Below are 24803 nucleotides of genomic sequence, written 5' to 3'. Positions count from 1 at the left end.
GCTGAAAGCATATAAGCGCGAAACCCGCCACAAGATGAGATCTCTTTAAAGGGCCGTGGGAGATGACCACGTCGATAGGCCGTAGGTGGAAGTGCAGCGATGCATGCAGCCGAGCGGTACTAATTGCCCGTAAGCTTGCGCAGCCGCCCTCTCGGCGGTTCCTTAAAACTACAAACTTCGTTGGCTCTTTTTTGACGACCGCAAGGTCCGTCCCATAATATGTCATATTAAAAGACTGTTCTCTTTGCATGAACATCGGCAAGGTTCGATGTTCATGCAAAGAGATGCCAAAGCACACTTCGACTTCGCTCAGTGTAAAAGTTTGGCATTAAAATCTAGGTGGCCATGGCGACGGGGCCCACCCCTTTCCATTCCGAACAGGGAAGTTAAGCCCGTTTGCGCCGATGGTACTGCCACACCAGGTGGGAGAGTAGGTCGCCGCCTTCTTTGAAGCCCTTCACATATGTGAGGGGCTTTTTTTATGCTCCGTTTTTGAGGTATATTTATACGCACAAAATATAGCATCCCATTGAGTACCCAATCCAATCCTGTCCTACTAGAAGAAAAACTAAATGCCTATTCCCATGCTCTCGGAATTATATTGGCAGTAATCGGCAGCATATTGCTTTTTCAAAATGATTTGGAAAGTATACCGTATATGAAAGGTAGTGTTGTTGCCTATACTTCCTCATTGATAGTATTGTTTACGGCATCAACCATTTATCATGCAGTGCAAAACCCTAAATTGAAAAGACGACTCAGGGTTTTAGATCATATCAGTATTTATTATTTGATTGCTGGAACATATACTCCAGTATGCTTATCGGTACTGTTACCGTCCAAGGGTTGTTTATTGTTTTACTTGGTATGGGGAATAGCTCTTTTCGGTACCATACTCAAGATATTCTTCACCGGTAAGTTTGAAGCCTTTTCACTAGTGCTTTATGGGGTCATGGGATGGCTCATAGTGATTGATTTATCTTATCTACTGGAGCATATGTCCTCATCCCAACTAATATACCTTGCTGCTGGTGGTGCTTTTTATACCATTGGTATCTTATTCTATGCAGTAAAAAAAATACCATATAATCATTTAATATGGCATTTTTTTGTATTGGGAGGGGCAATAAGTCATTGGTGCCTAGTACTTGAAATCTTAAACTAAATTGATCAAGAGTATAGTTCTAATCAAATAGCCAATAATAGTAATCAAAGGAATCGCTGGTAGCCAATGGATTTCTATTGAATACACTTTCTATTCTAGGAGATGCCAAATGAGGGGATTTATTATCTTTTATCACTTTTTGTAAGTAATCGTTATAATCAGAAATTCCTTCATATTTTTTGATATCCACTTGTTGAATGAAGAGAGGTTTTTCCACAAAATCGGAATAAAAATCCCATGATTTTATGGTCTCAGGTAATTCTGGAAGTTTAACCGAACTTGTTTCAGCACTGTTGAAAATGATGTTCCAATCGTACGGAACAAAATTTTCATCTCCATGATTATCTATACCAAGTTCGATTTTTCCCAATATATCACCTGAACCAGATTTGTTTATAGTAATTACCCTACTTGTTTCAACCCAATCAACAGTCCAGTCAGGAATTGTGAATGACTCGATTACTGCTCCAAAACTTGTAAGTTGGTAACCTTGAGTTGAGGGTTGATAATTGCGTAGTTTGATTTTAGTAGCGTAGGATTCAAAGTCATCATTGTAATTATATCCAATGCCATTGGGGCCTAGTTCCCAATAGCTTATTGAATTTTCATCCATTAGATGATAATAATCACCTCTAAACTCTTCTTCATTTAAATAACCCAATATTTCCAAATGTAGTTGGTAATTACTCGATGGGAGGTTGTAAGCCTGTACGAATCTTTGTTCGATACCTGCTGTGGTAAAGTTTTGTTTATCTAAAATGGTATTAGCATCAATCGGAGCGGGTATCCATGTATATTGGTAAGGTTGTGTATCAGAATCTAGTATTATAAAGTAGTAATTCTCCATTTCGTATGCAGGACAAGTAGAACAATCCATATTATAGAATTGGAATTTATTGGGATCATCCCAAACCAAATTACCTTGATATTTGGTACTTGCAGCCCTTACCGCATGTATGTCATCCGTTGTAAAACCACTCGCTTCATAATATTGATAGCTGTGCTCCAATATCGGTTTATAGTCTAGGTTGATGATAGGAAGTCTATTGATGTCAATATCAGAAATGGAATAAAATCTTGCGAAATCATTACCGGGGCTAGGACTGTTCAAGGCGAAGGTTAACATCGTTTTTTCCTCCGGTTCCAAATCTAAAGCAGTTCTAAAAACAATTTGCTGTTCATCTTGTGAAACTATGGCCTCATCCAATAGAGAGCCATCCAATTTGGAAAGAAAAAGTATTACTTCGAGGTTACTGTGAAAATAATTGGCAGGAACATTTACTTCTAGCAGACGTCTTAAAATGGTTATTGGAACTTCAACCTCCGTAGTATTCAATAAAACATCTTTAGCTGTGATCTTGAATGTGCCAGGACCCGTTGGAAACTGTAAGGAATTAAAGACATAAGACTCATTTCCGGGATTTTCAACTGCTAAAAGTGCCTGTTCATCAATTTCTATGGAAAGCGAAAACAATTCGGAATATTCATCTGTAAGATTGGGTGCTATGGTAATTGTACCATCAATTATCTGGTCGTCGGATAAATTCTCAATGGATATTTCAGGACCTGTGTTGTCAGAAATGAAAGGAACTTCAAAAAGAGCAATATTGTCCGCTAAATCTCGTGCTACAATCTTCAGTGTGTTTGCTCCATCTGTAAGTTCTGACGTTTGCAAGTTGAAATTAAAATTGTCCGTATCAAGTTCTTGATACAGTTGGTTGTTGATATAGATTTCAACGGATTCCAAACCTTGGTTTTCTTCGATTTCAAAAGTTACCTCGTTAAAATCACCTCCTATTATTTGATTTTCTGAAATAGAAAGATTTGAAATAACAGGAATCTCATTATCAATGTTGATTATTTGTTCTTTAGATGTACTATTTCCGGAAGAATCTGTTACTACAACCTTTAGAACGTAATCCTGAAATTTTGCTGTTGAAGCCACTTTGGAAGCAAAACCAGATACATCAATAGTTATTTGATAAGGTGCAGTTGTATCCTCACCAACTTTTTCTCCGTCAATAAAAGCTTCCACTTTTGCGATACCACTTTTATCTTCTGCATCAATATTTATCTGGATTTGACTGCTGACCACTACGGTTTGAGAGTTGGAGGAATCTGATATGCCAGCTATTGTGAAATCTACGGTGGGTGCTACGGTATCAGGCTCTGGAGCCGGGTCCGAAGAATCTGAGGAACAGGAAAGGAACGTTATTATTGTAATACCTAACAATATGATTCGATTGAAATTTTCCAGATTTTTCATTTACTTCTTTATATAATATTGTGATGGTTATTTAAGTGTATTTTGGTTTGTTGTCCTAGTCGAACAAAAAGTGGTTGGGATAAAAGTAGTTATCGCTCCAAAAGCTTGGGTTATCAAATATGGCTTCCCTTTCGGGAGAAACCATATACCATTTTTCGTTGTCTTGTATTACTTTTTGTAAATAGTCATTATAGGAAATAAGGCTCTCATATTTGATAACTTCCAGCTGTCGCTGGTCACTATTTTCTGAACTTTCAAAAGTTTGACTATTGTATTTGTCAATAAACACCCATTCTTGTAGGGCTTCGGGTATTACAGGTAACCGTACCGTTGAATTGTTCTGGCTATCAAATAAAATATGCCATCTATAGGTTGAGTTGAGTCCATCCAATACGGTTGATTGGCCTCCATTTTTTGGAGAAAAGGAATCTGATATACCAATCCTGCCAACAAAATCCTGATTTTCCGTATTTTTATTTACGGTAAAAGTTTCATCTTGAAAAGTATGGCTCAATGTCCAATCGTTTCCATTGTAGTTTTGATATGGTTGTCCAGTGTGATCTATTTTGTAATTGAGGTAAATCAGTTCAGTGATATAGTTAGTAAAATTATTGTCCAACCAATAATTGAATTCCGTTTCAATATTTGAATTAAATGTATACGGGTATATTGTGTGAAAGATATTGTTCAAATAATCAATACCATCTTCGTAAACAAATATTTTAAGATTGGGACCTTTAGAATTTGAAGTGTCCAAATTGAGGTATTCAAAGCTTTCCAATGACATACCTTCAGTAGAAAACAGTTCGGGAATTAGTTTAAACCCCTCTTGGAACATGCTTTTGTCTAAAAATGCATATTGTGCTGTGTTTTGATTGGTATTGACCAAATTGAAATAGATTTTATCTGTGGCGAATCCGTTGCCATGTTCATTGTACCGTGCGATTGAAATAGTGTTGTTTTGACCTGTATAATTGCAGCTGCAATTGTTTCCACTGATACCATAATCAAACCCTTGAGCACCTATGGCTATGGTTTCGGCGGTATTCTCATCCCAAAAACCTTCAATGAGGAATTTCTCCGGACTTTCACGTTCAAAAAAGTTAGAGGAAAAAATCGGATAATTTTTAATGTTGATTTCTTTTAAAACGGAAATTTCGATGTTTTGAATGGTAGCCAATTGATTGGTTTCCCCATTGTAAGCATCAAACTTCTGGGCAAAGGTCAACATATACTCTTCGTCCTCGCCAATATCTTCGATTGTACTTATGGAAACTGTTTTTTGACCTGATTCCAATTTTGCAATACCTAAAAGTTCGCCAGACATGCGCGAGGCAAATATGTAAAAATCTACTAACTCTGGATTTTCGACTTGTGCCGGAAAATTAATGGTTATCAGTTGGGTCTTTGATTCAATAGTGATTGTTTGTTCTTTGGAGGAAGTATTTTCTGAGGTATCCGTGGCATTTACACGCAGAGTATAATTTTGGGATTTGGCAGTCAAAGATTTAGCTGTATACCCTGATAAATCAACTATTATTTTAAATGGTGCGCTAGTGTCCTCACCAACTTTTTCATTATCGATAAAGACTTCCACTTTTGTAATGCCGTTCGCGTCTTGTGCGTTGATGTTAATTTCCATCTGGTCGCTTACAACGATGGGTGCGGAACCACTGGAGGTTCCCGAAATGGTAAAATTCAGTGTTGGTGCTACGGTATCAGGCTCTGGAGTAGGGTCTTCGGAATCAGAAGAGCAGGAAAATAGAATAAAAACAGCAAAAAGGACAAGGTAGTTTAGTTTGGTTGAATTCATTGTGAGATTTAAAAAAACGAAATCTAAGCTTTTTAAAAATAAGACAAATCAGATCACCTTGAAAAGTAAGAAAATTCGTTAAGACGTAAATGATGTTACGTTCAGCAAATCTTCTTGCTGGAAATGCATTATTGACCTTCCTATACAAAGTAAGCCATCCCAATTCCCAAGATGATCACCACTAATTTTCGCAAGTTGAAGGCATGTCCTTGCGCACTTTCAAACAAAATAACGGTGGATATATGGAAAAATACCCCAATGGCCAATGCCGTGAGCAGATGTCCATAATTTTCCATCCAAGGCGATGTGGAGACATAGCTGCCCAAAGGCGTCATCAAAGAAAATGCAGCAATAAATAATAGGGATGTGACAAGTTTCATCTTTGAATTGATCAAAAAGATGCTCAAGATAATGGCTATCGGAATTTTGTGGATGATGATGCCGTACAAAATGGAATCGTTTCCATGAATGGGCACACCTTCGACCAGAGCATGGATGGAAAGACTCAAAAATAACAAGGTGGGAAATTTGTTTTCTTTTAGTTGGACGTGCATGTGCCCGTGTTCGGCCCCTTTGGAAAAAAACTCCAAGAATATCTGCAAAAGTATCCCTCCCAAAATGTACAGGGCAATTATTTTTGGGTCATGGCCATTATAAACATCGGGCAACAGCTCAAAAAAAGTTAATGACAACAGAAATGCTCCACTAAAAGCCAACAAGAGCTTAATATTGTTGTTGTTCTTTGGTTTTGTGAACCAAACAAATCCAAAACCGGCCCAAACGGCCAAGATGGGTATTATATAAATAATAGCGGAAGGAAAATCCATAGGTGGAATTAAAGGAGCAAAAATAGCCTATTTTTGCAGAAAGTTTTTAAGATAGTATGGCAGGAAATTTTAAGATGATGGCCAAAACCCTTTACGGATTCGAACCTATTTTGGCGAAGGAGCTCCGTAATTTGGGAGCTGGCCATGTGGAAGAGGGAGTCCGTAATGTAACTTTTGAGGGAGATACAGGTTTTATGTACAAGGCAAATCTTTGCCTTAGAACGGCCTTAAAGGTGTTTAAACCCATAAAAACGTTTCGAGTTTTTAATGAAAAGGATCTTTACAGGCATATTTATGATCTGGATTGGCCCGAAATTTTTGATGTAGGAAAAACTTTTGCCATTGACAGTATTGCCAATACAGAGGTTTTTGACAACTCCATGTTCGTGTCCCTAAAGACCAAGGATGCCATCGTGGACAAGTTTAGGGCAGTGGTTCGGGAACGCCCCAATGTAAAGACCCAAAATCCCGATGTAAAAATAAACATACACATTTATAATAATACCTGTACGGTCTCCTTGGATAGTTCCGGGAGCTCCCTTCATCAAAGGGGATACCGTATGTTGACCAATATTGCGCCCATCAACGAAGTATTGGCAGCCGGTCTGTTGCTTAAAAGTGGGTGGGATGGGCAATCGGATTTCTTTGACCCCATGTGCGGTAGCGGAACTTTTCTGATTGAAGCTGCAATGATTGCCTGCAATATACCTGCAAACATTAATAGGGAGTCTTATGCATTTATGCATTGGAACGATTATGATGCTGAGTTGCACACTAAAATCGTGGATGCGAGTTTAAAAAAGGTGCGAGAGTTCCATCATAAGATTATTGGTTACGATAAAGCCCCATCTGCGGTAAGAAAAACACAAGAAAATGTGGACCACGCCAATTTGTCGGATTACATTACCGTGGAGCGAAAGGATTTTTTTAGAGTGGACAAACCAGTTGATGGTAAATTACACATGTTGTTCAATCCACCGTATGGAGAGCGATTGCCCATTGATATGGAAATTTTCTATGGCAAAATGGGGGACACCTTTAAAAAGATCTATCCAGGTACGGATATCTGGTTGATTACTTCCAACTTGGAGGCGCTAAAGCACATAGGCCTTAAAACTTCCAAAAAAATAAAGACCTTTAATGGTAAACTGGAAGCAAGACTGGTAAAGTATGAAATTTATGAAGGAAGCAAAAAGGCGAAAAAACAGAGCTAAGGTCGGCTACCTGTACTTTAAAAGGATGAGGAATCGTATAAAAATTGATTTGGCTTAGTGCAAAAGAATTGTTTAGATTTGGTGATGTGTTTATAACACGACTAACTAACTCAACCAAATTTTATAAAAGGAGTCCAATGTGGCTCCTTTTATTTTTCCGACCAGATGGCAAGCTCATTTCCAGAAGAATCCGTAAAATGGAATCTTTTTCCTCCCGGAAACTCAAAAATCTCTTTGGTCACAGAGCCCCCTGCCGCAATTACTTTATCTTTTATTGCAACTAGGTCTTTATGGTATAGTACAATCAGAACCCCATTGGTGATAGGTTCAGTGGTCAGCTCAAAACCACCATTGATCCCACTTTCTGAAAATGCGGTATAGGTTGGGCCATAATCGGTAAAAGTCCAACCAAAGGTTTGAGAATAAAATGCTTTGGTCTTTTCAATGTCATTTGATTTAAACTCGATATAGTCGATACGGGTAGTTTCCATATTATTGTTGATTATCTTCTTTTGGTTTTTTGGACTTTTTGTAAAGTGGGATAAAGTAAGAGATGGAATAGTTGTAGTTCACACCAAAATTGCTCCCTTCTGTCACTTTGTTAAATCCGGGAATCCAAAGGTTGGGAAACGCTTCATCTTCAGTATTGGTGATCAAAAAGCCCAATCGGGCACTCATGCCCACAAAAATATTGGCAAACAGCTCAACTTTTGCACCCACAACAAATTCCAGCCAAGACGCAGATAATCCGCTAAATTCACGGTTGGGGTTTTCGCCGGGCAAAAACTCTTTATTAAAGAAACGGTTTGTTTCGTAAAGGCTGTAATCGTTCAAGGTGTGGTTAAAACTTGCCACCGCATAACGCCCCCCAATGGTAATGGCATTGTTCATTCCATACCAATTTTGGTAGGTATTCATATCCACACCTGCTTTAATATAGCTTCCCGAGGTTTCGTAATCGTATAAAAGGGTGTTGTTCAAACTTTCGTTCTGCCTCTTGGTTTCGTTCCCTAATTCGGCAGCCAAATACAATTTATGGGTAAGTCGGTAGTCGCCCACCAGCTCCAAGCCCGTGTAATCTTCATCCATAAAGGAAAGTACCAATTTGCTAATGTCTGCACCTACGCGAAGCCCATACTGATCTTTATATTCAATTGTATCCTTTTGTTGAAGGTCGATAGGTTCACTTTGTGCTTGCACCAAAATTGGCAGCAGGCCAATAAAAATGCTAATGAAATATTTTGACATGGATGTTATCGGTGTTTTCTACGTTAGGTTGAACGACCTTAATATCTTGGATCCAATTCTCGGCACTTTCCGGTACGGTAACGGTGATGTTGTTATAATTGACCACAAACCCGCAGGCCCTTGAGATAAAAGCTTCACCAAGGTCGTAAGAAATGGTTAAGGTGTCAATGTTCCCAATTTCCTGTTCCGTTTCATCATCGTCCCGTGAACCAGAAATAATCTGGTACATGGTACTTGTTGCACTGCTCCTTAAGGGAACCATCAATGAATCTGGCGAATTTGCTCTGTCACTAAAAGAATCATTGGTCAAAATACTGTCTATATCCAAACTTTTGATCCGTATCGATGAAACTCTTTTTACTGCCGTAGTATCATCAATGTTAAAAAAACCAATGACCATCAGTGGTGTGTCACCTTCAACACAGATATCATCCTTTTCACAGGAAGAAACATAATAGAGCATTGATGCAATAAGTAGGATGGGGATTATTTTCTTCATTCCGGTTAGCTGTGGATTTTAATTCAAAAACTACACCCGTTTTTCCAAAAGTACAACATTTTCAACGTGGTGTGTCTGCGGGAACATATCTACGGGTTGTACCTTGGTGACTTGGTATTTTTCTTTCATAAGAGCCAAATCCCTGGCTTGGGTTGCGCTGTTGCAGCTTACGTACACAATTTTGGGCGGTGCCACTTGCAAGAGTTGTTCCACCACTTGTTTGTGCATACCGTCCCGTGGAGGATCGGTTATAATCACGTCGGGCTTACCGTGTTCTAAAATAAAGCTATCGTTGAACACATTTTTCATATCGCCAACAAAAAATTCAGCGTTAGAAATGTTGTTATGAAGCGCATTGGCCTTGGCATCTTCAATGGCCTCGGGAACGGACTCAACGCCAACTACTTTTTTGGCGTTTTTGGAGATGAACTGCGCTATGGTCCCCGTGCCCGTATAGAGATCGTATACCAATTCACTCCCGGTAAGTCCAGCAAAATTCCTTGCCACTTTATAAAGCTCATAGGCTTGTTCCGAATTGGTCTGATAAAATGATTTTGCATTGATCTTGAACTGAAGCCCTTCCATTTCCTCAAAAATATGGTCACGGCCCGCAAAACAAATTACTTCCTGATCGTAAATCGTATCGTTTCCTTTGGAATTGATGACGTAGAGCAAGGCAGTTATCTCCGAGAATGTTTCCTTTAAATGATTTAGGAGCAGTTCGCGATGCTCTGTATTTTCTTCAAAAAATTGTACGAGCACCATAATTTCCCCGGTTGATGATGTTCGAATCATCAATGTTCTTAAAAGGCCTTCCTGTCTTCTAGGGTTGAAAAAGGTAAGCCCATTTTTATTGGCAAAATTTTTCACCTCCAACCGTATGGCATTGGAAGGATCTTGCTGTAAATGGCACTTTTTAATATCCAAAATCTTGTCCCACATGCCAGGAATATGGAATCCCAATGCATTTCTGTCCTCAATTTCGATATCGGAGTCGATCTCCTCTTGGGTCAACCATCGGCTATCGGAAAACGAGAACTCCATCTTGTTCCTGTAAAAGTACTGCGCTTTGGAACCTAGAATGGGGGTTATTTCCGGAAGATCGAGATGACCAATGCGCTTAAGGTTGTTCTCGACCTCTTTTTGCTTAAAATAGAGCTGATGCTCATACCCCATGTGCTGCCATTTGCAACCACCACATACACCAAAATGCTCACAAACAGGTTCGGTTCTTTTATCGGAAAGGGTGTGGAAGTTGGTGGCAACCCCTTCAAAATAGGCTTTTCGTTTTTTGGTGGTCGTTACATCCACCACATCTCCGGGAACGGCATTGGTAAGGAAAATTACACGTCCGTCGGGGGCCTTGCCCACGGATTTTCCCTTTGCACCGGCATCGACTACCTCTACGTTTTCAAACGTTTTTCTCCTTTTGTTTTTACGCATGCCGCAAAAGTAAGTTCTTTTTGGTATTTCACAGAACGCAGCTTCTTAAATTGCATCTAAACTTTCGGTGGTTCAATCGGGAATCACATTCTGAAAAATTACATTTTCATCAATTAATTTGTAATTTGCGGGCACTCCAAGGGATGATTTCTCTCCCACGCTGCTTTTTCGAGACTTCGAAAGAATAAAGGTACAGTAGGAATGGTTATTTTATCAATTTTAATCATTTAATGAAATGGCTGTTTTAGAGCATTTAACATCGCAGCAAGCGATAGAGTTGGAAAACAAGTACGGAGCACACAATTACCACCCACTTCCTGTGGTCTTGAGCAAGGGTGAAGGGGTTTATGTGTGGGATGTGGAAGGAAAAAAGTATTATGATTTTCTCTCCGCATATTCTGCCGTAAACCAAGGACATTGTCATCCCAAAATTATTGGGGCCATGGTGGAGCAAGCAAAAACATTGACCTTGACTTCGCGGGCTTTTTTTAACGATATGTTGGGGAAATACGAAAAATACGCAACCGAAACCTTTGGCTTTGATAAGTTGTTGCCTATGAACACAGGGGCAGAGGCCGTTGAGACCGCCTTAAAAGTATGCAGAAGATGGGCTTACCAGAAAAAAGGCATCCCAGAAAACCAAGCCAAAGTGATTGTTTGCGAAAACAATTTTCATGGCAGAACAACCACTATTATTTCTTTCTCCAATGATGAAGTGGCGAGAAAAAATTATGGTCCGTACACCGAAGGTTTTGTAAAAATCGAATACGATAATTTGACGGCACTGGAAAATGCTTTGAAAAGTAATCCACATGTTGCCGGATTTTTAGTGGAACCCATTCAAGGTGAAGCCGGGGTCTATGTGCCATTCGAAGGATATTTGAAAAAAGCCAAGGCCCTTTGCGAAAAATACAATGTACTTTTTATTGCTGATGAAGTTCAGACCGGTATCGCAAGAACGGGCAAAATGTTGGCGGTAGACCATGAAGATGTGAAGCCAGATATTTTGATTTTGGGCAAGGCCCTTTCTGGAGGGGTTTATCCGGTTTCGGGCGTGTTGGCCAATGACGATATTATGGAAGTGATTACACCGGGAAGCCATGGTAGTACTTTTGGTGGAAATCCTGTTGCCGCTGCGGTAAGCACGGCTGCCCTAGAGGTGATTAAAGAAGAAAACTTGGCCCATAACGCCCAAGAATTGGGCGAATTGTTCCGCGAAGAGCTGAACAAGTTTATCCCTTCCTGTGATTTGGTAGTGAAAGTACGTGGTAAAGGGTTGCTCAATGCCATTGTAATCAACGATACGGAAGAGAGCTCGACCGCTTGGGATATTTGTATGGCATTAAAGGAGAATGGATTGTTGGCAAAACCTACGCATGGCAACATTATCCGTTTTGCGCCACCTTTGGTAATGGACCGTGAGCAGTTGATGGATTGTGTTTCCATAATCACCAAAACGCTACAGGATTTTTCTAAGTAGATCAATTTAAAGTTTGGGAGACTGTCTAAAATATCGTTTTTCGTTAAGCTGAACTTATCTAGCTATTGGACGGGTAGTATACTGGTTCTTGTAATGACGGATTGCTGTACTTTATTTAGATAGTCTCTTTTTTATGCTACATTGCGAGGAAAATATGGTCAACGATACAATGCAAGGTTCGAATGCAGATGGGGCTTGTTTCCCTGTGCCAATATAATGTGGTAATGATCAACAACAATTGGGAGAGTATATCGATCCTTCAAGTATTTTGATTGTTTTTAACAATAGTTGAGGCTATTGAAATCGGAGTGCCAAAATCTAAAGTGTCAATAATCCTATGGGAAAATGTAGTTTATGTAAAGAGCCTTTTACCAAGGCTGTACAAACCATCAAAAACTAAGGTCATGAGTGAAGAGAATAGCACATATATTTCACCTTTGCTCAGTTTTGATTTGTATTTAGAGGCATACCATCATCTCATCAAAAATTTAAAAAAGGAAACAGATATAGAACAATTAAAATACATCCTCAAAGGAAATATTGGGCCCAATATTCAAGATGTGCTACGGCAAGAAGTTTATGATGCCCTGGTTTTAACAAGCTCCGATCAACAAATTATTTGGGTAAACAATGGGTTTACGGAGATGACCGGTTATGCCAAAAACTACGCTCTGGGAAAAAAGCCTACATTTCTTCAGGGAGAGCAGACCTCAAAAAGCAAGATTAAGGACATTGGCGAACAGTTACATCGTAAGCATGGCTATACTGGATCCATTGTAAATTATAGAAAGAGCGGGGAATCCTATGTATGCCAGATTAAAATACTACCGCTTTATGATTCAAAAAAAGAACTGACCCATTTTATAGCCATGGAAAGAGAATTATTGAGTGCTTAAGTAAGAAACACTTTTTTTTCCTTTATTTGGTGCCATTGTTTTTTACAGATTTCCAACGCAAGGGGGTTAGTGTGTGATTCGGTAGCTACTTTGCTATAAAATCATGACTATTCCATACCTTTACAAAATGAATGGGGTGTCCCGATAGGGGCTGAGATCATACCCGGAAGTTGAATACTTCGCACCTGATCCAGGTAATGCTGGCGTAGGGAATTTGGTGAGTCAATCTTGCCCGTGTTCCAATTTGGGTACCCCATGATCATTAGAAATGGATAACTCAAAACAATGGAATTTCTTTCACAACTTACCTTATTGCAATGGCTGGGAACCATTTTTGGTGTGGTTCAGGTCCTTTTGGCCCGTCAGAACAATATCCATAATTACCTTTTTGGAATTGTTGCCATCCTGATCAGTATTTGGGTATTGTACCAATCCCGATTGTATGCGGATATTTTGCTCAACCTTTATTATTTGGTGATGAGTGTTTATGGTTGGTTTTATTGGAAGATGGGAAAACAAAAGCAAGAGACACCCATATCTACCTCCAACCGTAGGGAGCATACCATAGCGGGAGGAATTGTTTTGGGCTGTTTTGGGCTGATGGCCTATTGGTTGGCACAACACACGGATTCCGATGTTCCCTATTGGGATGCCCTGGTCTGCGCTTTTGCTTGGGCCGGTATGTGGTTGATGGCAAAACGGAAAATAGAAAATTGGATCTATTTGAACATTAGCAACTTTATATCCATTCCCCTGTTAATCTATAAGGAATTGTACATCTATGCAGGTTTGACGGCCTTCTTGTTCGCAGTGGCCATATCCGGGTATATCAAATGGAAAAAAATTATTGCACATGAGCGTGATGGAACCTATGCCGGGGCTTAGCAGTCTTGATTTTGGTAAAGAAGAATTCTCCCCTGAGGTGTTGAACTGGATTGTCCAAGAAAACCTTTGGAATCTATGGGTTCCTAAATCTTATGGTGGATTGGAAATGTGCCTTCCAGAAGGGCTGAAAAAATTACGGTCGCTGGCAAAGGTCGATGGAAGCTTGGGATGGACAATTACGCTCTGCAGTGGCGCCAATTTCTTTATTGGCAATTTAAAACAAGCAGTGGCCAATGAAATTTTCACCGACCCGGAAAAGCCCGTATGCTTTGGGGGCAGTGGAGGTGTTTTTGGTACAGCTGAGAAAAAAGGCGAGGGCTATGTTATTTCGGGAACATGGAAATACGCCACTGGGGCACCTTACCTCACACACTTTACCTTAAATGCAAAGATTCGCGAAGACGGTAAAGATGTACTCCAGAAGGATGGTACTCCCTTGGTGCTCTCCTTTGTTCTTAAAAAGGAGGAAGTTCAAATTATCAAGGATTGGAATACTATGGGGTTAAAGGCCACTGCCACAGATTCTTTTGAGGTACGATCCAAGTGGGTACATGAAAAATATAGTTTTGTATATAATGAGCTGCACCAACCCCATTCCATTTTTAAAATACCTTTTTCCATATTTGCCGATCTGACCTTGTGGGTAAACTATGTAGGCATGGCAGCGCATTTTTTGGAAGAGGCCCTAAAGATTTCCGGCCAAAACCTAAGTATGGACAAACTGCAAGAAGTGATCCTGAAAGCGGATTTACTAACTATGGGATATGCCGAACAAATACAGCGGATGATAGATATGGGAAGTGAGTTGCCGAATGCGATGACAGATAAAATACACCAAGAGGCCTTGGATTCTGTACGGTTGTTGTCAGACGGCATAATTAGGGCATACCCCACCTTGGGTATTGCCGCCAGTAAAGAAAACCATCCTTTGAACCAAGTGTTCAAGGATTACTTTACCGCTACCCAGCATCATATTTTTAGGTAGACGCCCCTAAGTTTGATAGTCCATAAAAATGCTCGCTGCCTGTTTTTATAAACTTCAGTTAAAAACTTGCATCAATTTATGCACAAACGTGGGTATTATCACATGGCGGTAATTTCTTAAAAACACAGTCCGATTGTTCGCTGTTATTTATATTCTTTTACCCGTGCATCATCAATTGTGCCGTTCCAGTTGAGCCCAAAGGCAAAATCATAGGCATTTCCATTGGAATCGGTATAGGGTTCCATGTCCCTTGGGACATCCTCAAATTGAGATTCAACAGTCATCATATCGTTTGGCATTTGGAATGGTAACATGGCGGAGGGTTCCACTTTGCCGGAGACAATATCCATTAATGCTTGGTCTTGAACGCCCATATGTACCAAAATAGCATCGGCTGAAGGCTCAATCTCGGCAAAGACCATAGGTTTGGATACTTTAACAATTACAACAACGGGTTTATTTCCCATTTTTCTTTTGGTATCCGTAACCAGGCCCATATCCGAAATATTGACAGCGGTTGTTGTTTTGCCCTTGTAGGATCGGTTTGTTATACCATCTTCTAGAGGGCTTCCAGCAGCTATACTTTCATCCCTGGCATTGGTTGCCGTATAGGTGCCGTACTGCAAGCTAATGGGAATATATCCATTGCCTCCTTTTTCCGTATCGGCAACGGCGTATCCAACGCCACCATTTGGACTTTGTATGCCTACGAGTGCAAAATCAGCATCACTGGGCTCATCCACAACTTCGAAATACTTGGCCACTACTTCCATATTAAATGGATGTTCTGTACGTTCTTTGGTCGCAACGCCAAACCAGTTAACGGTAGGGGCAACATAGCGCTGGGGTACGTACACTTTTTTCTTGGCTTGCACGGGCAAGGTTTCTGAACTGTTCTTTAGCATCACTACGGATTTGAGCTGTGCCTTGTAGCCCGCTTCCATAAACTCGGCATTACCCACGATTTGTTCTGTTTCTGATACATCCAAATACGGATTTTCGAACAACCCTGTCCTGAATATATTTTTCAAAAGCCGTACGGCAGAAGTTTCAAAACGTTTGCGCATGTATTCCTCTCCATGTTCCTCCACGCCCATTTGATAGGCTTCGATAACAGGTCCCATATCGTTGTTGCCCCCAAATTGGTCGCAGCCCGCTTCAATAATTTTATAATGTCTTTCAGCAACACTCAGATTTTCAACTCCCCAAGGTTTGCCCCTAAATTCATATACATTGGGAGCATCGCCTGTAATCCCCCAATCTGTGCACACCACACCATCGTAACCGTATTTGCCACGTAGCAGGTCTGTAATCAAGTATTTGTTATAGGCATTGCCCACGTTTTCGCCATTCTCCGTGTCCTGATTGTATGAAATGGTATAGTAAGGCATTACGGCAGTGGCCATTTCGGTGGGCCCCTCCAAATCAAAGGCCCCTTCGGTAAACGGCTTTAAATGATCTTCTAGGTTTTTGCCAGGATAAACGGCATAGGATCCATATCCAAAATGACCATCACGACCACCTTCTTCGGGGCCACCTCCAGGCCAGTGCTTTACCATGGCGTTTACACTTTGGTTGCCCCAATCACCATTTTCTGAAGCTTGGAAGCCTTCAACATATGCTCGGGCCATGTCAGCGGCAAGTTTTGGGTCTTCTCCCATAGTGCCGTCAAAACGGGACCAACGCGGCTCTGTAGCCAAATCTATTTGTGGGGATAGGGCAGTGGCAATTCCTAAAGCACGGTATTCTTTGGAAGCAATTTTCCCAAATTGTTGCATTAGTGATGGGTCAAAACTAGCCGCCAATCCCAAGGTACTGGGCCACATTGAGATTTTCCCTCCTGCACCTGCATTAAATTCTGCATAAGAATCGCTTCCGTGTCTAGGGTCCGAACTGGTGTTGATGGGGATGCCCAATCCAATTCCTTCTACCATAGCCTGTGCATTGTTGTTCCATTGTGCCGATATTCCCGGCGACTCCACACTGGTAATCAAAACATGGCGTAGGTTGTCCTCTAAAAGAAATTTCTTTTGTGCATCGGAAAGGTCACTGGGTTTGGCTCCGCTTTCATCATATGGTTTTCCATTGTAGGTGACAGCTCCAAAAAAACTATTGCCTCCTCCGGGAATGGATTGGTGGGCACTGTACAGCATTAATCCCGCAATTTGTTCCACGCTCATTTTTGAGGCAAGATCATGGGCTCTTTCCTCTGCGGAAAGCCTCCAATCCTCATAAGGATCTAAAGTGCCGTTTTTATTCAGGTCTTTGAAGGCCAAACGGTCAACTGTTAAAATAGATACTTCGGAATCCGGGCTGTACCCTAATGTTTCGCCGTTTTCATTATGTACAAGGTTGAAACCATCTTTTTGTTCTTCGGTAAATTTTGGACTACAACCTATAAAAAGCGTTGCTAAGAGCAGACTGCCCCATCGAAGGTTTTGTTTTAAACTATGCATAGTTTGATGTTTAGTTGTCTATGTGATAATCAATTGCAAGTTAACGACTTGTGATTAGAAAAATAATATGTTGTCTCCTTTTTGAATAGTTTTATTCTTCAAACTCAAGATAATATTCAAAAAAGGGCAGCACTTGTTGGGGCAAACGTCCATTTTTGGTATAAATGTTATTCACGTGGGTGCCGATGTATTCCTCGGCGAAATGGTCAATGCCCAGATTTTCCAATTTTATACTGAACATTTTACATTGCTGTGTAAATCGTTCCCCAGCATTTCTGCCCCAATCCATTTTGATGGCTTTCAAGCTTTTTAGATTGTCAATGTAATTTTCGAGATTGTAAAAAGGCATATTGTCGTGCCATTTTTTAAGTGTTTCTTGGTGTATGACCAACTCGCCATTTTTATATCCAAACGGGAAATCACAATAAAAAGGAGGTTTGTTCGGGTTGGGGGACCAGGAACGGGCAAAAGCAACCATGACTTTGCCAAAATATGTTTTTTCCAATGCTTTGTAGGTCGATATTTCCGAAAGCTCTTTAAAGGTATTGCTGTTCGGCCCGTACTCACGAACTATGGCCAAAGCTCCCGGGCTGATGGCGTAAACGGTATTGAAAACATCGGGATGTTTCATGGCGATGTTCAAAGCACCATAACCCCCCATGCTGTGGCCTGTAATACCACGGCTTTCTTTTTTGGCTAGCGTGCGATAGTTTTCGTCCATGTATTTCACCAAATCTTGTACGGTAAAGTCCTCCCAATTTCCAAAAATGCCGGAATTGGAGTAAAAACTGCCCTCGTAGGTGGTTTTTTGGTTGGGAATCACCAAAATAAAAGGTCGAATTCGTTTGGTCTCTATGGCAAAATCCAAGATTTCCTTCATGGGCTCCAACATGTTGTGGTCGCCATAAAAGCCGTGTAAAAAATAAATTACGGGATATTTTTTGGTTTCCTTGTCATAGTTGGGAGGAAGATAAACCCCAACTTCGCGAGTAGGGTTTTCATCAAAATTATTTTCCAAATTCTCAGAGTAAATGGAATCAATTACTATGGTTCCCTTTGTTGTTTGTGCATAGGTCAACTGTAGGGTACAAATGACCAATATCAATTTTAAGAATATTTTCATCAATCAAGTTTTAGTTTTTTATTTCCAGTGGCATTTCCAAGAGGTAGGAGGATAGTGTTTTTCCGTGTTTGTCCAAACGCAGGGAGCGCGTTACACCGCCCCGAAGTGCCTTGTGGATCACAAAGTTCATCGCACCAAGGTTTGGGAGCTCATACCGTATTACCTCGCCCAGGACCATTTCCCCAAGAAACTTTTTCACTGAAGTGGCGGTCACCAATTTTTGCAAGGTTTGATAATCTTTTTCATCAAAAGCAATGACCGAGATATTTATAATATCTCCTTTGTCTCCTGTTCTTGAATGTGCTAAATCCTTTAGTTTCATTTGTTAGCTTTCAAAGTATTCAACTATGGGGGTTACCCTATTTTTATCGATCAAAACAGATTGGATGGCAACAATTTCCGTGACTGTTTTGCTAACACCGCCTCCAGCCGCTGGACCATTGGTGTACAGTGTTTCTACTTCATTGACCAACTGTACGGCCTCTTTTCTGTCTTTTGTTTTAGCAGCTACGCGCAGTCGAACTTCCGTTGGGGGCATGTTTGCAATCTTTTCTTTGAAGAGACTGTCAACCCCAATAAGGTCAAAAAGGATATCCTCCACATCGAAATCAATGGATTGTATTCTTTCTTTGATGATGTCAATCGCCAATTTGGCCCGTTCCAATACATGACTTCCACCATAACTTATTTGGGCATCTGCCATATAACCATCATGATAGCCGACGGATACTTTTAATTTTCCGGTCAATGGTTTTCCTGTAGCTCCAGAAACCTCTACTTTATCCTTCTCTATTTCCTTAAAACTGATGCTGGAAAAATCGGCAATGACATCGGGCGTTAAATATTCTGATGGGTCATGTACCTCGTACAACAATTGTTCTTTGCAGGTTGCAGGGGTTACCATACCGCCCGAATCTTTCAATTTGGTGATGAAGAAAGAACCCTCTTCGTTGATTTCCGCAATGGGAAACCCTAAATTACCTAAATTAGGAACGTGTTTATTTACTCCATCTGCGAAATAACCACCACATACTTGACCGGCACATTCCATTAAATGACCCAAAGCAGTTCCTTTGCCCAAAAGAGGGTAATCGCTGAGGGACCAATCAAATTCATGGATAATGGGAGCCAAAAACAGGGCGGGGTCGGCCACTCTGCCAGTTAGGATGACATGCGCACCATCCTTGAGGGCGGATAGAATTCCTTCAACCCCCAAATAGGTATTGGCAGAAATGATTTTATCATCCAAAACAGATAAGGGCTCACCGGTTTCCAATAAGGTTTGTGTTTCAAAATCCAACAATGATTGAACATCATCACCAAATACCGCAGCTATTTTGATGCTTTTTAAACCCAATTCGCTGGCTATTCTGGCCGTTTTTTTTGCCGCGGCTACAGGATTGGCGGCGCCCATATTGCTGATAAGTTTTACATTGTTTGAAACACAATAAGGTAAACAGGCTTTCATGCGGTCTTCCAATAAAGGATCATAACCAAGCTCTTTGTTTTGCATTTTCTGCAATTGGGCCAAGGCAATGGTACGCTCTGCAAGGCATTCGAAGATGATATAATCCAAATTCCCCTCTTTTATTAAGTCTACGGCTGGTTCGATTCGGTCTCCCGAATAGCCAGCTCCCGATCCTATGCGAATTGTTTTCTTCATTATATGGGAATCACTCCGATTAAAACTGAAATTAATGTCATGACCAATGTGGTCAAAAAGGCGTATTTAAAAGTAAACTTTTGATGGTCCGCCAAATCCACTTTTGCCAAACCGATCAATAAAAAGGTTGCAGCCGTTAATGGACTTAAAGGGAAGCCCGTGGTCATTTGCCCCATAATTGCCGCTTGGCCCATGGTTGCAGAGGCTATACCAAATTCGTTGCCCGTTTGTGCCAATATGGGCAAAAATCCAAAATAGAACGAATTGGGGTCGAACAAAAAGCTGAGCGGCATGCTCAACACCGCAAGAATGAGCGGTAATCGTTCACCCGCAGCGGTCGGAATAACGTCCACGGCACTTTCGGCCATGTTGGCTATCATACCCGACTCTTTCATGATTCCTGTAAAAACACCAGCGGCCAACAATATGGAGGCCATTAAAATGGCAGCTCTTGAATGGGAAAAAATCAAATCTTTTTGTTTTTCCAGACTTGGGAAATTCAACATCAAAACCAAAACTGTCCCGATCATAAAAACGAGGGCGGGAGGAACGGTGCCGGAAATTAAAAATACAAGTGCCAAAATGGTTATAATAATATTGAGCCAAAAGTTTCTGGTTTTGGAAGGCATGGTCGGCACATCTGCCTCCATAGTTTCAATTTCTTCCTTGGCTACCGTGTTTTTTTGAATATTGAGGCGTTTGGATTCTTTCTTGCCCAACCGCCAGGCAATAAAAACAACAAATAAAAGTCCGCAAATCTGTGGTAGCATAATAGGGGAATATATCTCGGCCACACTTAAGTTGAGCGCTGATGCTGCACGGATGGTGGGGCCGCCCCATGGAAGCATGTTCATGGTGCCCGCTGCCAAGGATACGACGCAAGCCAAAACGCGACGATCCATTTGGAGTTTCTCATAAAGGGGCAGTATGGCGGGAATCACGATTAAAAAGGTGGTGGCTCCAGAGCCATCAAAATGTACGGTCATGGCCAACAAGGCAGTTCCAATGGCAATTAAAGTTGGGTTGGTGCCCACCCATTTTAAAATGGTGTTTATAATGGGATTGAACATACCCGCATCGGTCAGAATCCCAAAAAATAGGATGGCAAATACGAACATGGCCACAACAGGAGCAATGCTTTTGATGCCATCCAGAGCAAAATCAAACGTTTCCCAGCCAAACCCAGCTAGTAAGGCGCCTACCACGGGTACCAAAATCAGGGCAGCCATGGCACTCATCTTTTTTGTTAGGATAAGTACCAATAAAACAATGATGATAAGCAGACTGGTTAAAAGCAAAAGTGGAGGATTTTTAATTAAGCGTTAATATGTTTCTTAATTTATTGGATTGAAATGATAACTCTTTGGTACCTGGTCAAAGCAGGGAAGCCAGTATCCGTACCTTCAACAATGATATGGTATTGTTCCCCGCTTTTGGCGGTTTTTGGAATTTTAACCGATACCACATCAGTTTTTATTTCAACGGTCGCAGCTCCATCACCAGCTTCGGCATAGGGCCAAACCTTAAAATAGACAGGGTGTTCGTCAATATCTTCAGATGAAAGATTGAGAACAACCTTTTCTCCTGGGTTTGCATTAATCGAATTCCCTTGCGATACAGAAATCTGTGGAGGATGGTTGGCCTCTTCAAATGGTTTGATGCACCAATCGGCACGGGCGGCAAAATCGAGTTGCATAGGTTTTATCCAACGGGTCTGGGGATAGCTTTTGTCCATTTCTCCCGTTTCAGGATTTAGATCGGCCGCGGCTTCACCGTCTTCAAAACGGTATGGATTTTCGGTCGATTGCTCAAAACGACCGCTCCAACCACCTCGGGACGGGTCTTCGTAGTTGTCCAAGCCCACATCCACCAAATGTAAAAACGCAGGGGAATCTCCTTCTGAGATAAAATCGTACTTGGAAAAATTGCCGCGATCGGTATGGGCAATTTTTGAAATATCTCCCTCAAAATGATTAGGGTCTCCTTCTTGTTTTTGTCCATCCCCGTAAGAATAATATTTTGTAAACAATGGACCATGGTTATTGATGATGTTCGGCCCCATAAAACTCCCCTCTAAATAGGGTTGCTGGCTCTTGGGAACCACTTGTTTCCATGGGTAGGCAAAGCACCAAAATTGGTTGGCATTGTAAAAGACCCGTATGTTGGGCCAATTGGGCCCTATGTATTTTTTGTAGGTGGCATCTTGGTCCATGATGGTGTAGATGATGGCCTTTTTTGATACTTTCTCCTTGATTGCTTCCCAATCTGTATGGCTGGAATAGTCTTCTTCGATTGATTTTAGGGCACGGGCAATGGTATTGGTTCCGCCCCAGGCCTGAAGAAAAATTTCGCGAGGGTCATCATCCAGCAATTTTTTTGCTATCCATTTCGAACCTTCGGTGCGTTGGTCCATTTCTCCCTCAAAATCTATGTTGCCCACTTTTACCAGCGCCAAAAGTTCTTCTGGGGTGGGGTAGTTTTTATCATGAAGCAATAGGTTGGGATGTACTTTGGCATATTCGGCCAGCAGTTCCTGTATCCAAGTGGTTCCAGGCCATCTCAATTCGCTTCGTTCACCATACATATTTCGGGTCATTTCCATTTCGGAGACCATGGTGGTTCCCTTGCCATCACCCTTCCAATGCCACATGGAACTGGAATAGATCAATCCTTCGGTATCAAATTCGTTGGTGTACATCAAAAAACGAATAAAGGTGTCCACATCGTCTATTTCACCATCGGTGGTAACAATGGTTCGTTTGTGGCCTTGTTGCGCCATAACGGAAAAGGACATGAATATGAGTGGCAATAAAAGGTTGAATTTTGTCATTTTGGTTCTGATGGCTATCAATTTTTATGTTGATAGTGGGTTTGTTTGATCATAAAATGGTTTCCGAGGGATGTTTCCATGGCCCTCGATACTGGTGTTTGAGCAATGCAGAGGCTTCCGCATCATCAACAATAATCCTTTTTTGTGGATTATAAACCAATGGGCGTTCCAATCCCATGGCAAGGTTGGCCATAATGCAACTGGCTGTGGAAATATGGCCCTGCTCTACATCGGCAACAGGAAATCTATCACTTTCGATGGCATCCAACAAATCCAACATGTGGCCCCGTGTAGCTGGTGCGGTATGGAGCTCGATATCCTTTTCCTTTAAATCCTCTGGATATTTTTCACGTTCGTAAACCACTTCTTTTTTAATGGTTTTACCATCGTTGGGAATAAACTCGTATTGGTGCACACTTCCCTTAAAAGTTCCTTTTTCCCCATAAATAAAGAAGGCCCAAGGGTAATCTGGGTCTGTTGGAGTACCCCAACTACGGTGTTGCCATACGCAATTGAGCTCTTCAAATTCGAAAATGGCGGTTTGTGTGTCGGAAATATTGGCTATGGAATCTTTTTGCACGTAAATCCCTCCGGTGGAGCTGACTTTTTTGGGCCATCCGAGACCGAGCATCCACCGAACGGCATCCAGCATGTGAACGCACATATCGCCAACAATACCATTTCCGTACTCCATGAATGCCCGCCATCTTCTGTGCGGAAGACCTACGTAGGGCCTTAATGGAGCTGGTCCGGACCAAAGATCGTAATCAAAATGATCGGGGATTTGTTGTACCGGTGGATTGGCATTCCAACGCATGTGATAGTAACAGCACATTTCTACATGGGATATCTTTCCCAATAATCCGGCATCAATAATATTTTTCTTGCCTTCGATCAAGTGGGGCGTGCTTCTGCGCTGTGTGCCCACTTGCACCTTTTTGCCCAGTTTTCGGGCCGCGGACAAAATGGCTTCGCCTTCCAAAACATCGAGGCTAATGGGTTTTTGTAGATAAAGATGTGCCCCGGCTTCCATGGCTTCTATGGCTTGTAGTGCATGCCAATGATCGGGCGAACCTATCAAAACGATGTCCAAATCCTTTTCGGCCAGCATTTTGCGGTAATCGCCGTACAATCTTGGCTTTTTACCGGATTTTTGTCGTTGGGACACCAAATGTGCAGCATCTTCCAGATGTTTTTGATCTACATCACAGAGTGAGACTACTTCGACATTGGCTACTTGGATCAGTTTGAACAAATCACTTACTCCGTACCAACCACAGCCTATTAGTCCTACATTCCACTTTTTCGAAGAATACATCAACTCCATACCATACGCACCAAATGATGATAAGGCCAAGGCAGCAGAGGTGCTGGTCAGAAATTTTCTTCGGTTGATGTAAAATTTTTTAGAATCCATTAAAGGCTCCATTTATTGCCTACTTCGCTTAAAGATAGGCATCCATTATAGGTACCAGGAATTGGGTCATAGTTCAATACATGTTCACCGATTTCCTCGGAGGTAAAATAGCCCCACAAGGCTGTTGATTTTAAGGATCTGTAAAAACCTACGGGTTCTGGGTTGCCCACGCTGGTTCCCCAAACACCACTACCAAATTGTCCCGAGTTCTGTTCAGCCTTTTCCATAACTTTGATTTGGTCTGATTCGGAAAGGTTCACAAAGTTGTCGCCAAAATCGGAAATACAATCGGCGTTGAACTTTTCTATTTCTTTTCTAACATGGTTTTGGCCATTGGCATCATACAATTGGGCATAGACCTTATCAATAAAAATATCGACTTTTACATCCAAAGCCCCGGGTGTTTCGGTGCGCGGTAAGATCATGTCCACTATTTTGGATATGAATGCCGCTTCGTCCATGGTCAAGAATTGCGGTTGCCAATCAACCCGTGTTTCGTTTTTACAAGATTGAAGTATGGAAAATAATGAAGGGCCTGCAACGGCAACTGCGGCCATACTTCCTGTAAATTTTAAAGCTTTTCTGCGGTCCAT

The 24803-nt window shown here is 41.3% G+C and carries 21 protein-coding genes, 2 rRNA genes and 1 riboswitch; of the genes, 8 read left to right on the top strand and 15 right to left on the bottom strand.

Features of this window, described 5'->3' with window-relative positions; translation table 11 throughout:
* The 3 genes from AC13CS_RS01095 to trhA form a co-directional block, all read left to right on the top strand.
* Positions 1-143: ribosomal RNA gene (locus AC13CS_RS01095) — 23S ribosomal RNA — on the top strand; the annotation flags it as partial.
* A 192-nt stretch (positions 144-335) separates the two neighbouring features.
* A 5S ribosomal RNA gene (gene rrf / locus AC13CS_RS01090) occupies positions 336-447 on the top strand.
* Positions 448-529: 82 nt separating this feature from the next.
* Positions 530-1165, top strand: coding sequence for a PAQR family membrane homeostasis protein TrhA (gene trhA / locus AC13CS_RS01085; protein ID WP_293165220.1), 636 nt, complete (start codon positions 530-532; stop codon positions 1163-1165).
* A gap of 19 nt (positions 1166-1184) precedes the next feature.
* Here the strand turns inward: trhA and AC13CS_RS01080 are convergent, their stop codons facing one another.
* The 3 genes from AC13CS_RS01080 to AC13CS_RS01070 form a co-directional block, all read right to left on the bottom strand.
* The gene (locus AC13CS_RS01080; protein WP_293165218.1) at positions 1185-3431 is read right to left on the bottom strand and encodes an Ig-like domain-containing protein; all 2247 of its coding nucleotides are present in this window, start codon (positions 3429-3431) and stop codon (positions 1185-1187) included.
* A gap of 55 nt (positions 3432-3486) precedes the next feature.
* Positions 3487-5244 carry an Ig-like domain-containing protein gene (locus AC13CS_RS01075; RefSeq protein WP_293165216.1) on the bottom strand — a complete coding sequence of 586 codons (1758 nt, stop codon included), beginning with the start codon at positions 5242-5244 and terminating at the stop codon, positions 3487-3489.
* A 140-nt stretch (positions 5245-5384) separates the two neighbouring features.
* Entirely contained in the window at positions 5385-6071 is a 687-nt protein-coding gene (locus tag AC13CS_RS01070; protein ID WP_293165214.1) for a ZIP family metal transporter, read from the bottom strand.
* A gap of 56 nt (positions 6072-6127) precedes the next feature.
* Here AC13CS_RS01070 and AC13CS_RS01065 point away from each other — a divergent pair, with 56 nt between their 5' ends.
* On the top strand, positions 6128-7285 hold the full coding sequence (locus tag AC13CS_RS01065; protein ID WP_163627394.1) for a THUMP domain-containing class I SAM-dependent RNA methyltransferase: 1158 nt from the start codon (positions 6128-6130) through the stop codon (positions 7283-7285).
* Positions 7286-7434: 149 nt separating this feature from the next.
* Here the strand turns inward: AC13CS_RS01065 and AC13CS_RS01060 are convergent, their stop codons facing one another.
* From AC13CS_RS01060 to rlmD, 4 genes are read right to left on the bottom strand one after another with little or no spacing between them, the layout of a single operon-like run.
* Entirely contained in the window at positions 7435-7776 is a 342-nt protein-coding gene (locus AC13CS_RS01060) for a VOC family protein (RefSeq protein WP_293165210.1), read from the bottom strand.
* 1 nt (position 7777) lies between these two features.
* Positions 7778-8533, bottom strand: a complete 756-nt coding sequence (locus AC13CS_RS01055; protein ID WP_293165208.1) for a DUF6048 family protein — start codon at positions 8531-8533, stop codon at positions 7778-7780.
* A complete protein-coding gene (locus tag AC13CS_RS01050; protein ID WP_293165206.1) occupies positions 8514-9032 on the bottom strand; it encodes a DUF6452 family protein in 519 nt (172 codons plus the stop codon). Before AC13CS_RS01050 ends, AC13CS_RS01055 begins: the two co-directional genes overlap by 20 nt.
* A 30-nt stretch (positions 9033-9062) precedes the next feature.
* Positions 9063-10475, bottom strand: a complete 1413-nt coding sequence (gene rlmD / locus AC13CS_RS01045) for a 23S rRNA (uracil(1939)-C(5))-methyltransferase RlmD (protein ID WP_293165204.1) — start codon at positions 10473-10475, stop codon at positions 9063-9065.
* A gap of 235 nt (positions 10476-10710) precedes the next feature.
* On the opposite strand from rlmD, the gene rocD reads away from it, so the two are divergent.
* The 4 genes from rocD (at position 10711) to AC13CS_RS01025 (ending at position 14721) form a co-directional block, all read left to right on the top strand.
* Complete coding sequence (gene rocD, locus AC13CS_RS01040; protein WP_293165202.1) at positions 10711-11955, top strand: ornithine--oxo-acid transaminase; 1245 nt, start codon at positions 10711-10713, stop codon at positions 11953-11955.
* A 404-nt stretch (positions 11956-12359) separates the two neighbouring features.
* Entirely contained in the window at positions 12360-12851 is a 492-nt protein-coding gene (locus tag AC13CS_RS01035; RefSeq protein ID WP_293165200.1) for a PAS domain-containing protein, read from the top strand.
* Positions 12852-12974: 123 nt separating this feature from the next.
* A riboswitch (TPP riboswitch) is annotated at positions 12975-13080 on the top strand.
* 56 nt (positions 13081-13136) lie between these two features.
* The gene (pnuC, locus tag AC13CS_RS01030) at positions 13137-13736 is read left to right on the top strand and encodes a nicotinamide riboside transporter PnuC (protein ID WP_163627378.1); all 600 of its coding nucleotides are present in this window, start codon (positions 13137-13139) and stop codon (positions 13734-13736) included.
* The gene (locus AC13CS_RS01025) at positions 13705-14721 is read left to right on the top strand and encodes an acyl-CoA dehydrogenase family protein (RefSeq protein ID WP_293165197.1); all 1017 of its coding nucleotides are present in this window, start codon (positions 13705-13707) and stop codon (positions 14719-14721) included. Before pnuC ends, AC13CS_RS01025 begins: the two co-directional genes overlap by 32 nt.
* A 143-nt stretch (positions 14722-14864) precedes the next feature.
* On the opposite strand, the gene AC13CS_RS01020 is transcribed toward AC13CS_RS01025, so the two are convergent.
* From AC13CS_RS01020 to AC13CS_RS00985, 8 genes are all read right to left on the bottom strand, one after another.
* Positions 14865-17177, bottom strand: a complete 2313-nt coding sequence (locus AC13CS_RS01020) for a glycoside hydrolase family 3 N-terminal domain-containing protein (RefSeq protein WP_293165195.1) — start codon at positions 17175-17177, stop codon at positions 14865-14867.
* Between the two features lie 91 nt (positions 17178-17268).
* The gene (locus AC13CS_RS01015) at positions 17269-18300 is read right to left on the bottom strand and encodes an alpha/beta fold hydrolase (protein WP_293165193.1); all 1032 of its coding nucleotides are present in this window, start codon (positions 18298-18300) and stop codon (positions 17269-17271) included.
* Positions 18301-18310: 10 nt separating this feature from the next.
* Positions 18311-18622 carry an AtuA-related protein gene (locus AC13CS_RS01010; protein ID WP_293165191.1) on the bottom strand — a complete coding sequence of 104 codons (312 nt, stop codon included), beginning with the start codon at positions 18620-18622 and terminating at the stop codon, positions 18311-18313.
* A gap of 3 nt (positions 18623-18625) precedes the next feature.
* Positions 18626-19963 (bottom strand): acyclic terpene utilization AtuA family protein, encoded by a 1338-nt coding sequence (locus AC13CS_RS01005; RefSeq protein WP_293165189.1) that lies wholly within the window; start codon positions 19961-19963, stop codon positions 18626-18628.
* Positions 19963-21261 (bottom strand): citrate:proton symporter, encoded by a 1299-nt coding sequence (locus tag AC13CS_RS01000; RefSeq protein WP_293165187.1) that lies wholly within the window; start codon positions 21259-21261, stop codon positions 19963-19965. The genes AC13CS_RS01005 and AC13CS_RS01000 overlap by 1 nt, the downstream gene beginning before the upstream one ends.
* 41 nt (positions 21262-21302) lie before the next feature.
* Positions 21303-22793, bottom strand: coding sequence for a nucleoside hydrolase-like domain-containing protein (locus AC13CS_RS00995; RefSeq protein WP_293165185.1), 1491 nt, complete (start codon positions 22791-22793; stop codon positions 21303-21305).
* A gap of 49 nt (positions 22794-22842) precedes the next feature.
* Positions 22843-24210, bottom strand: coding sequence for a Gfo/Idh/MocA family protein (locus AC13CS_RS00990; RefSeq protein WP_293165183.1), 1368 nt, complete (start codon positions 24208-24210; stop codon positions 22843-22845).
* The gene (locus AC13CS_RS00985; RefSeq protein WP_482888328.1) at positions 24210-24803 is read right to left on the bottom strand and encodes a gluconate 2-dehydrogenase subunit 3 family protein; all 594 of its coding nucleotides are present in this window, start codon (positions 24801-24803) and stop codon (positions 24210-24212) included. The genes AC13CS_RS00990 and AC13CS_RS00985 overlap by 1 nt, the downstream gene beginning before the upstream one ends.

Source organism: Flagellimonas sp. B-3 (assembly GCF_056857835.1).
This window is presented reverse-complemented; position numbering and strand designations above follow the sequence as displayed.

Excerpts from the sequence above, each read along its gene's own strand:
- AC13CS_RS01055 (WP_293165208.1), bottom strand. The coding sequence starts at position 8,533 with ATGTCAAAATATTTCATTAGCATTTTTATTGGCCTGCTGCCAATTTTG.
- pnuC (WP_163627378.1), top strand. The coding sequence starts at position 13,137 with ATGGAATTTCTTTCACAACTTACCTTATTGCAATGGCTGGGAACCATT.
- AC13CS_RS00985 (WP_482888328.1), bottom strand. The coding sequence starts at position 24,803 with ATGGACCGCAGAAAAGCTTTAAAATTTACAGGAAGTATGGCCGCAGTT.
- AC13CS_RS01010 (WP_293165191.1), bottom strand. The coding sequence starts at position 18,622 with ATGAAACTAAAGGATTTAGCACATTCAAGAACAGGAGACAAAGGAGAT.
- AC13CS_RS01020 (WP_293165195.1), bottom strand. The coding sequence starts at position 17,177 with ATGCATAGTTTAAAACAAAACCTTCGATGGGGCAGTCTGCTCTTAGCA.
- rocD (WP_293165202.1), top strand. The coding sequence starts at position 10,711 with ATGGCTGTTTTAGAGCATTTAACATCGCAGCAAGCGATAGAGTTGGAA.
- AC13CS_RS01075 (WP_293165216.1), bottom strand. The coding sequence starts at position 5,244 with ATGAATTCAACCAAACTAAACTACCTTGTCCTTTTTGCTGTTTTTATT.
- AC13CS_RS01065 (WP_163627394.1), top strand. The coding sequence starts at position 6,128 with ATGGCAGGAAATTTTAAGATGATGGCCAAAACCCTTTACGGATTCGAA.
- AC13CS_RS01005 (WP_293165189.1), bottom strand. The coding sequence starts at position 19,963 with ATGAAGAAAACAATTCGCATAGGATCGGGAGCTGGCTATTCGGGAGAC.
- AC13CS_RS00990 (WP_293165183.1), bottom strand. The coding sequence starts at position 24,210 with ATGGATTCTAAAAAATTTTACATCAACCGAAGAAAATTTCTGACCAGC.
- AC13CS_RS01025 (WP_293165197.1), top strand. The coding sequence starts at position 13,705 with ATGAGCGTGATGGAACCTATGCCGGGGCTTAGCAGTCTTGATTTTGGT.
- AC13CS_RS01070 (WP_293165214.1), bottom strand. The coding sequence starts at position 6,071 with ATGGATTTTCCTTCCGCTATTATTTATATAATACCCATCTTGGCCGTT.
- AC13CS_RS01035 (WP_293165200.1), top strand. The coding sequence starts at position 12,360 with ATGAGTGAAGAGAATAGCACATATATTTCACCTTTGCTCAGTTTTGAT.
- AC13CS_RS01060 (WP_293165210.1), bottom strand. The coding sequence starts at position 7,776 with ATGGAAACTACCCGTATCGACTATATCGAGTTTAAATCAAATGACATT.
- AC13CS_RS01080 (WP_293165218.1), bottom strand. The coding sequence starts at position 3,431 with ATGAAAAATCTGGAAAATTTCAATCGAATCATATTGTTAGGTATTACA.
- AC13CS_RS01050 (WP_293165206.1), bottom strand. The coding sequence starts at position 9,032 with ATGAAGAAAATAATCCCCATCCTACTTATTGCATCAATGCTCTATTAT.
- rlmD (WP_293165204.1), bottom strand. The coding sequence starts at position 10,475 with ATGCGTAAAAACAAAAGGAGAAAAACGTTTGAAAACGTAGAGGTAGTC.
- AC13CS_RS01015 (WP_293165193.1), bottom strand. The coding sequence starts at position 18,300 with ATGAAAATATTCTTAAAATTGATATTGGTCATTTGTACCCTACAGTTG.
- AC13CS_RS00995 (WP_293165185.1), bottom strand. The coding sequence starts at position 22,793 with ATGACAAAATTCAACCTTTTATTGCCACTCATATTCATGTCCTTTTCC.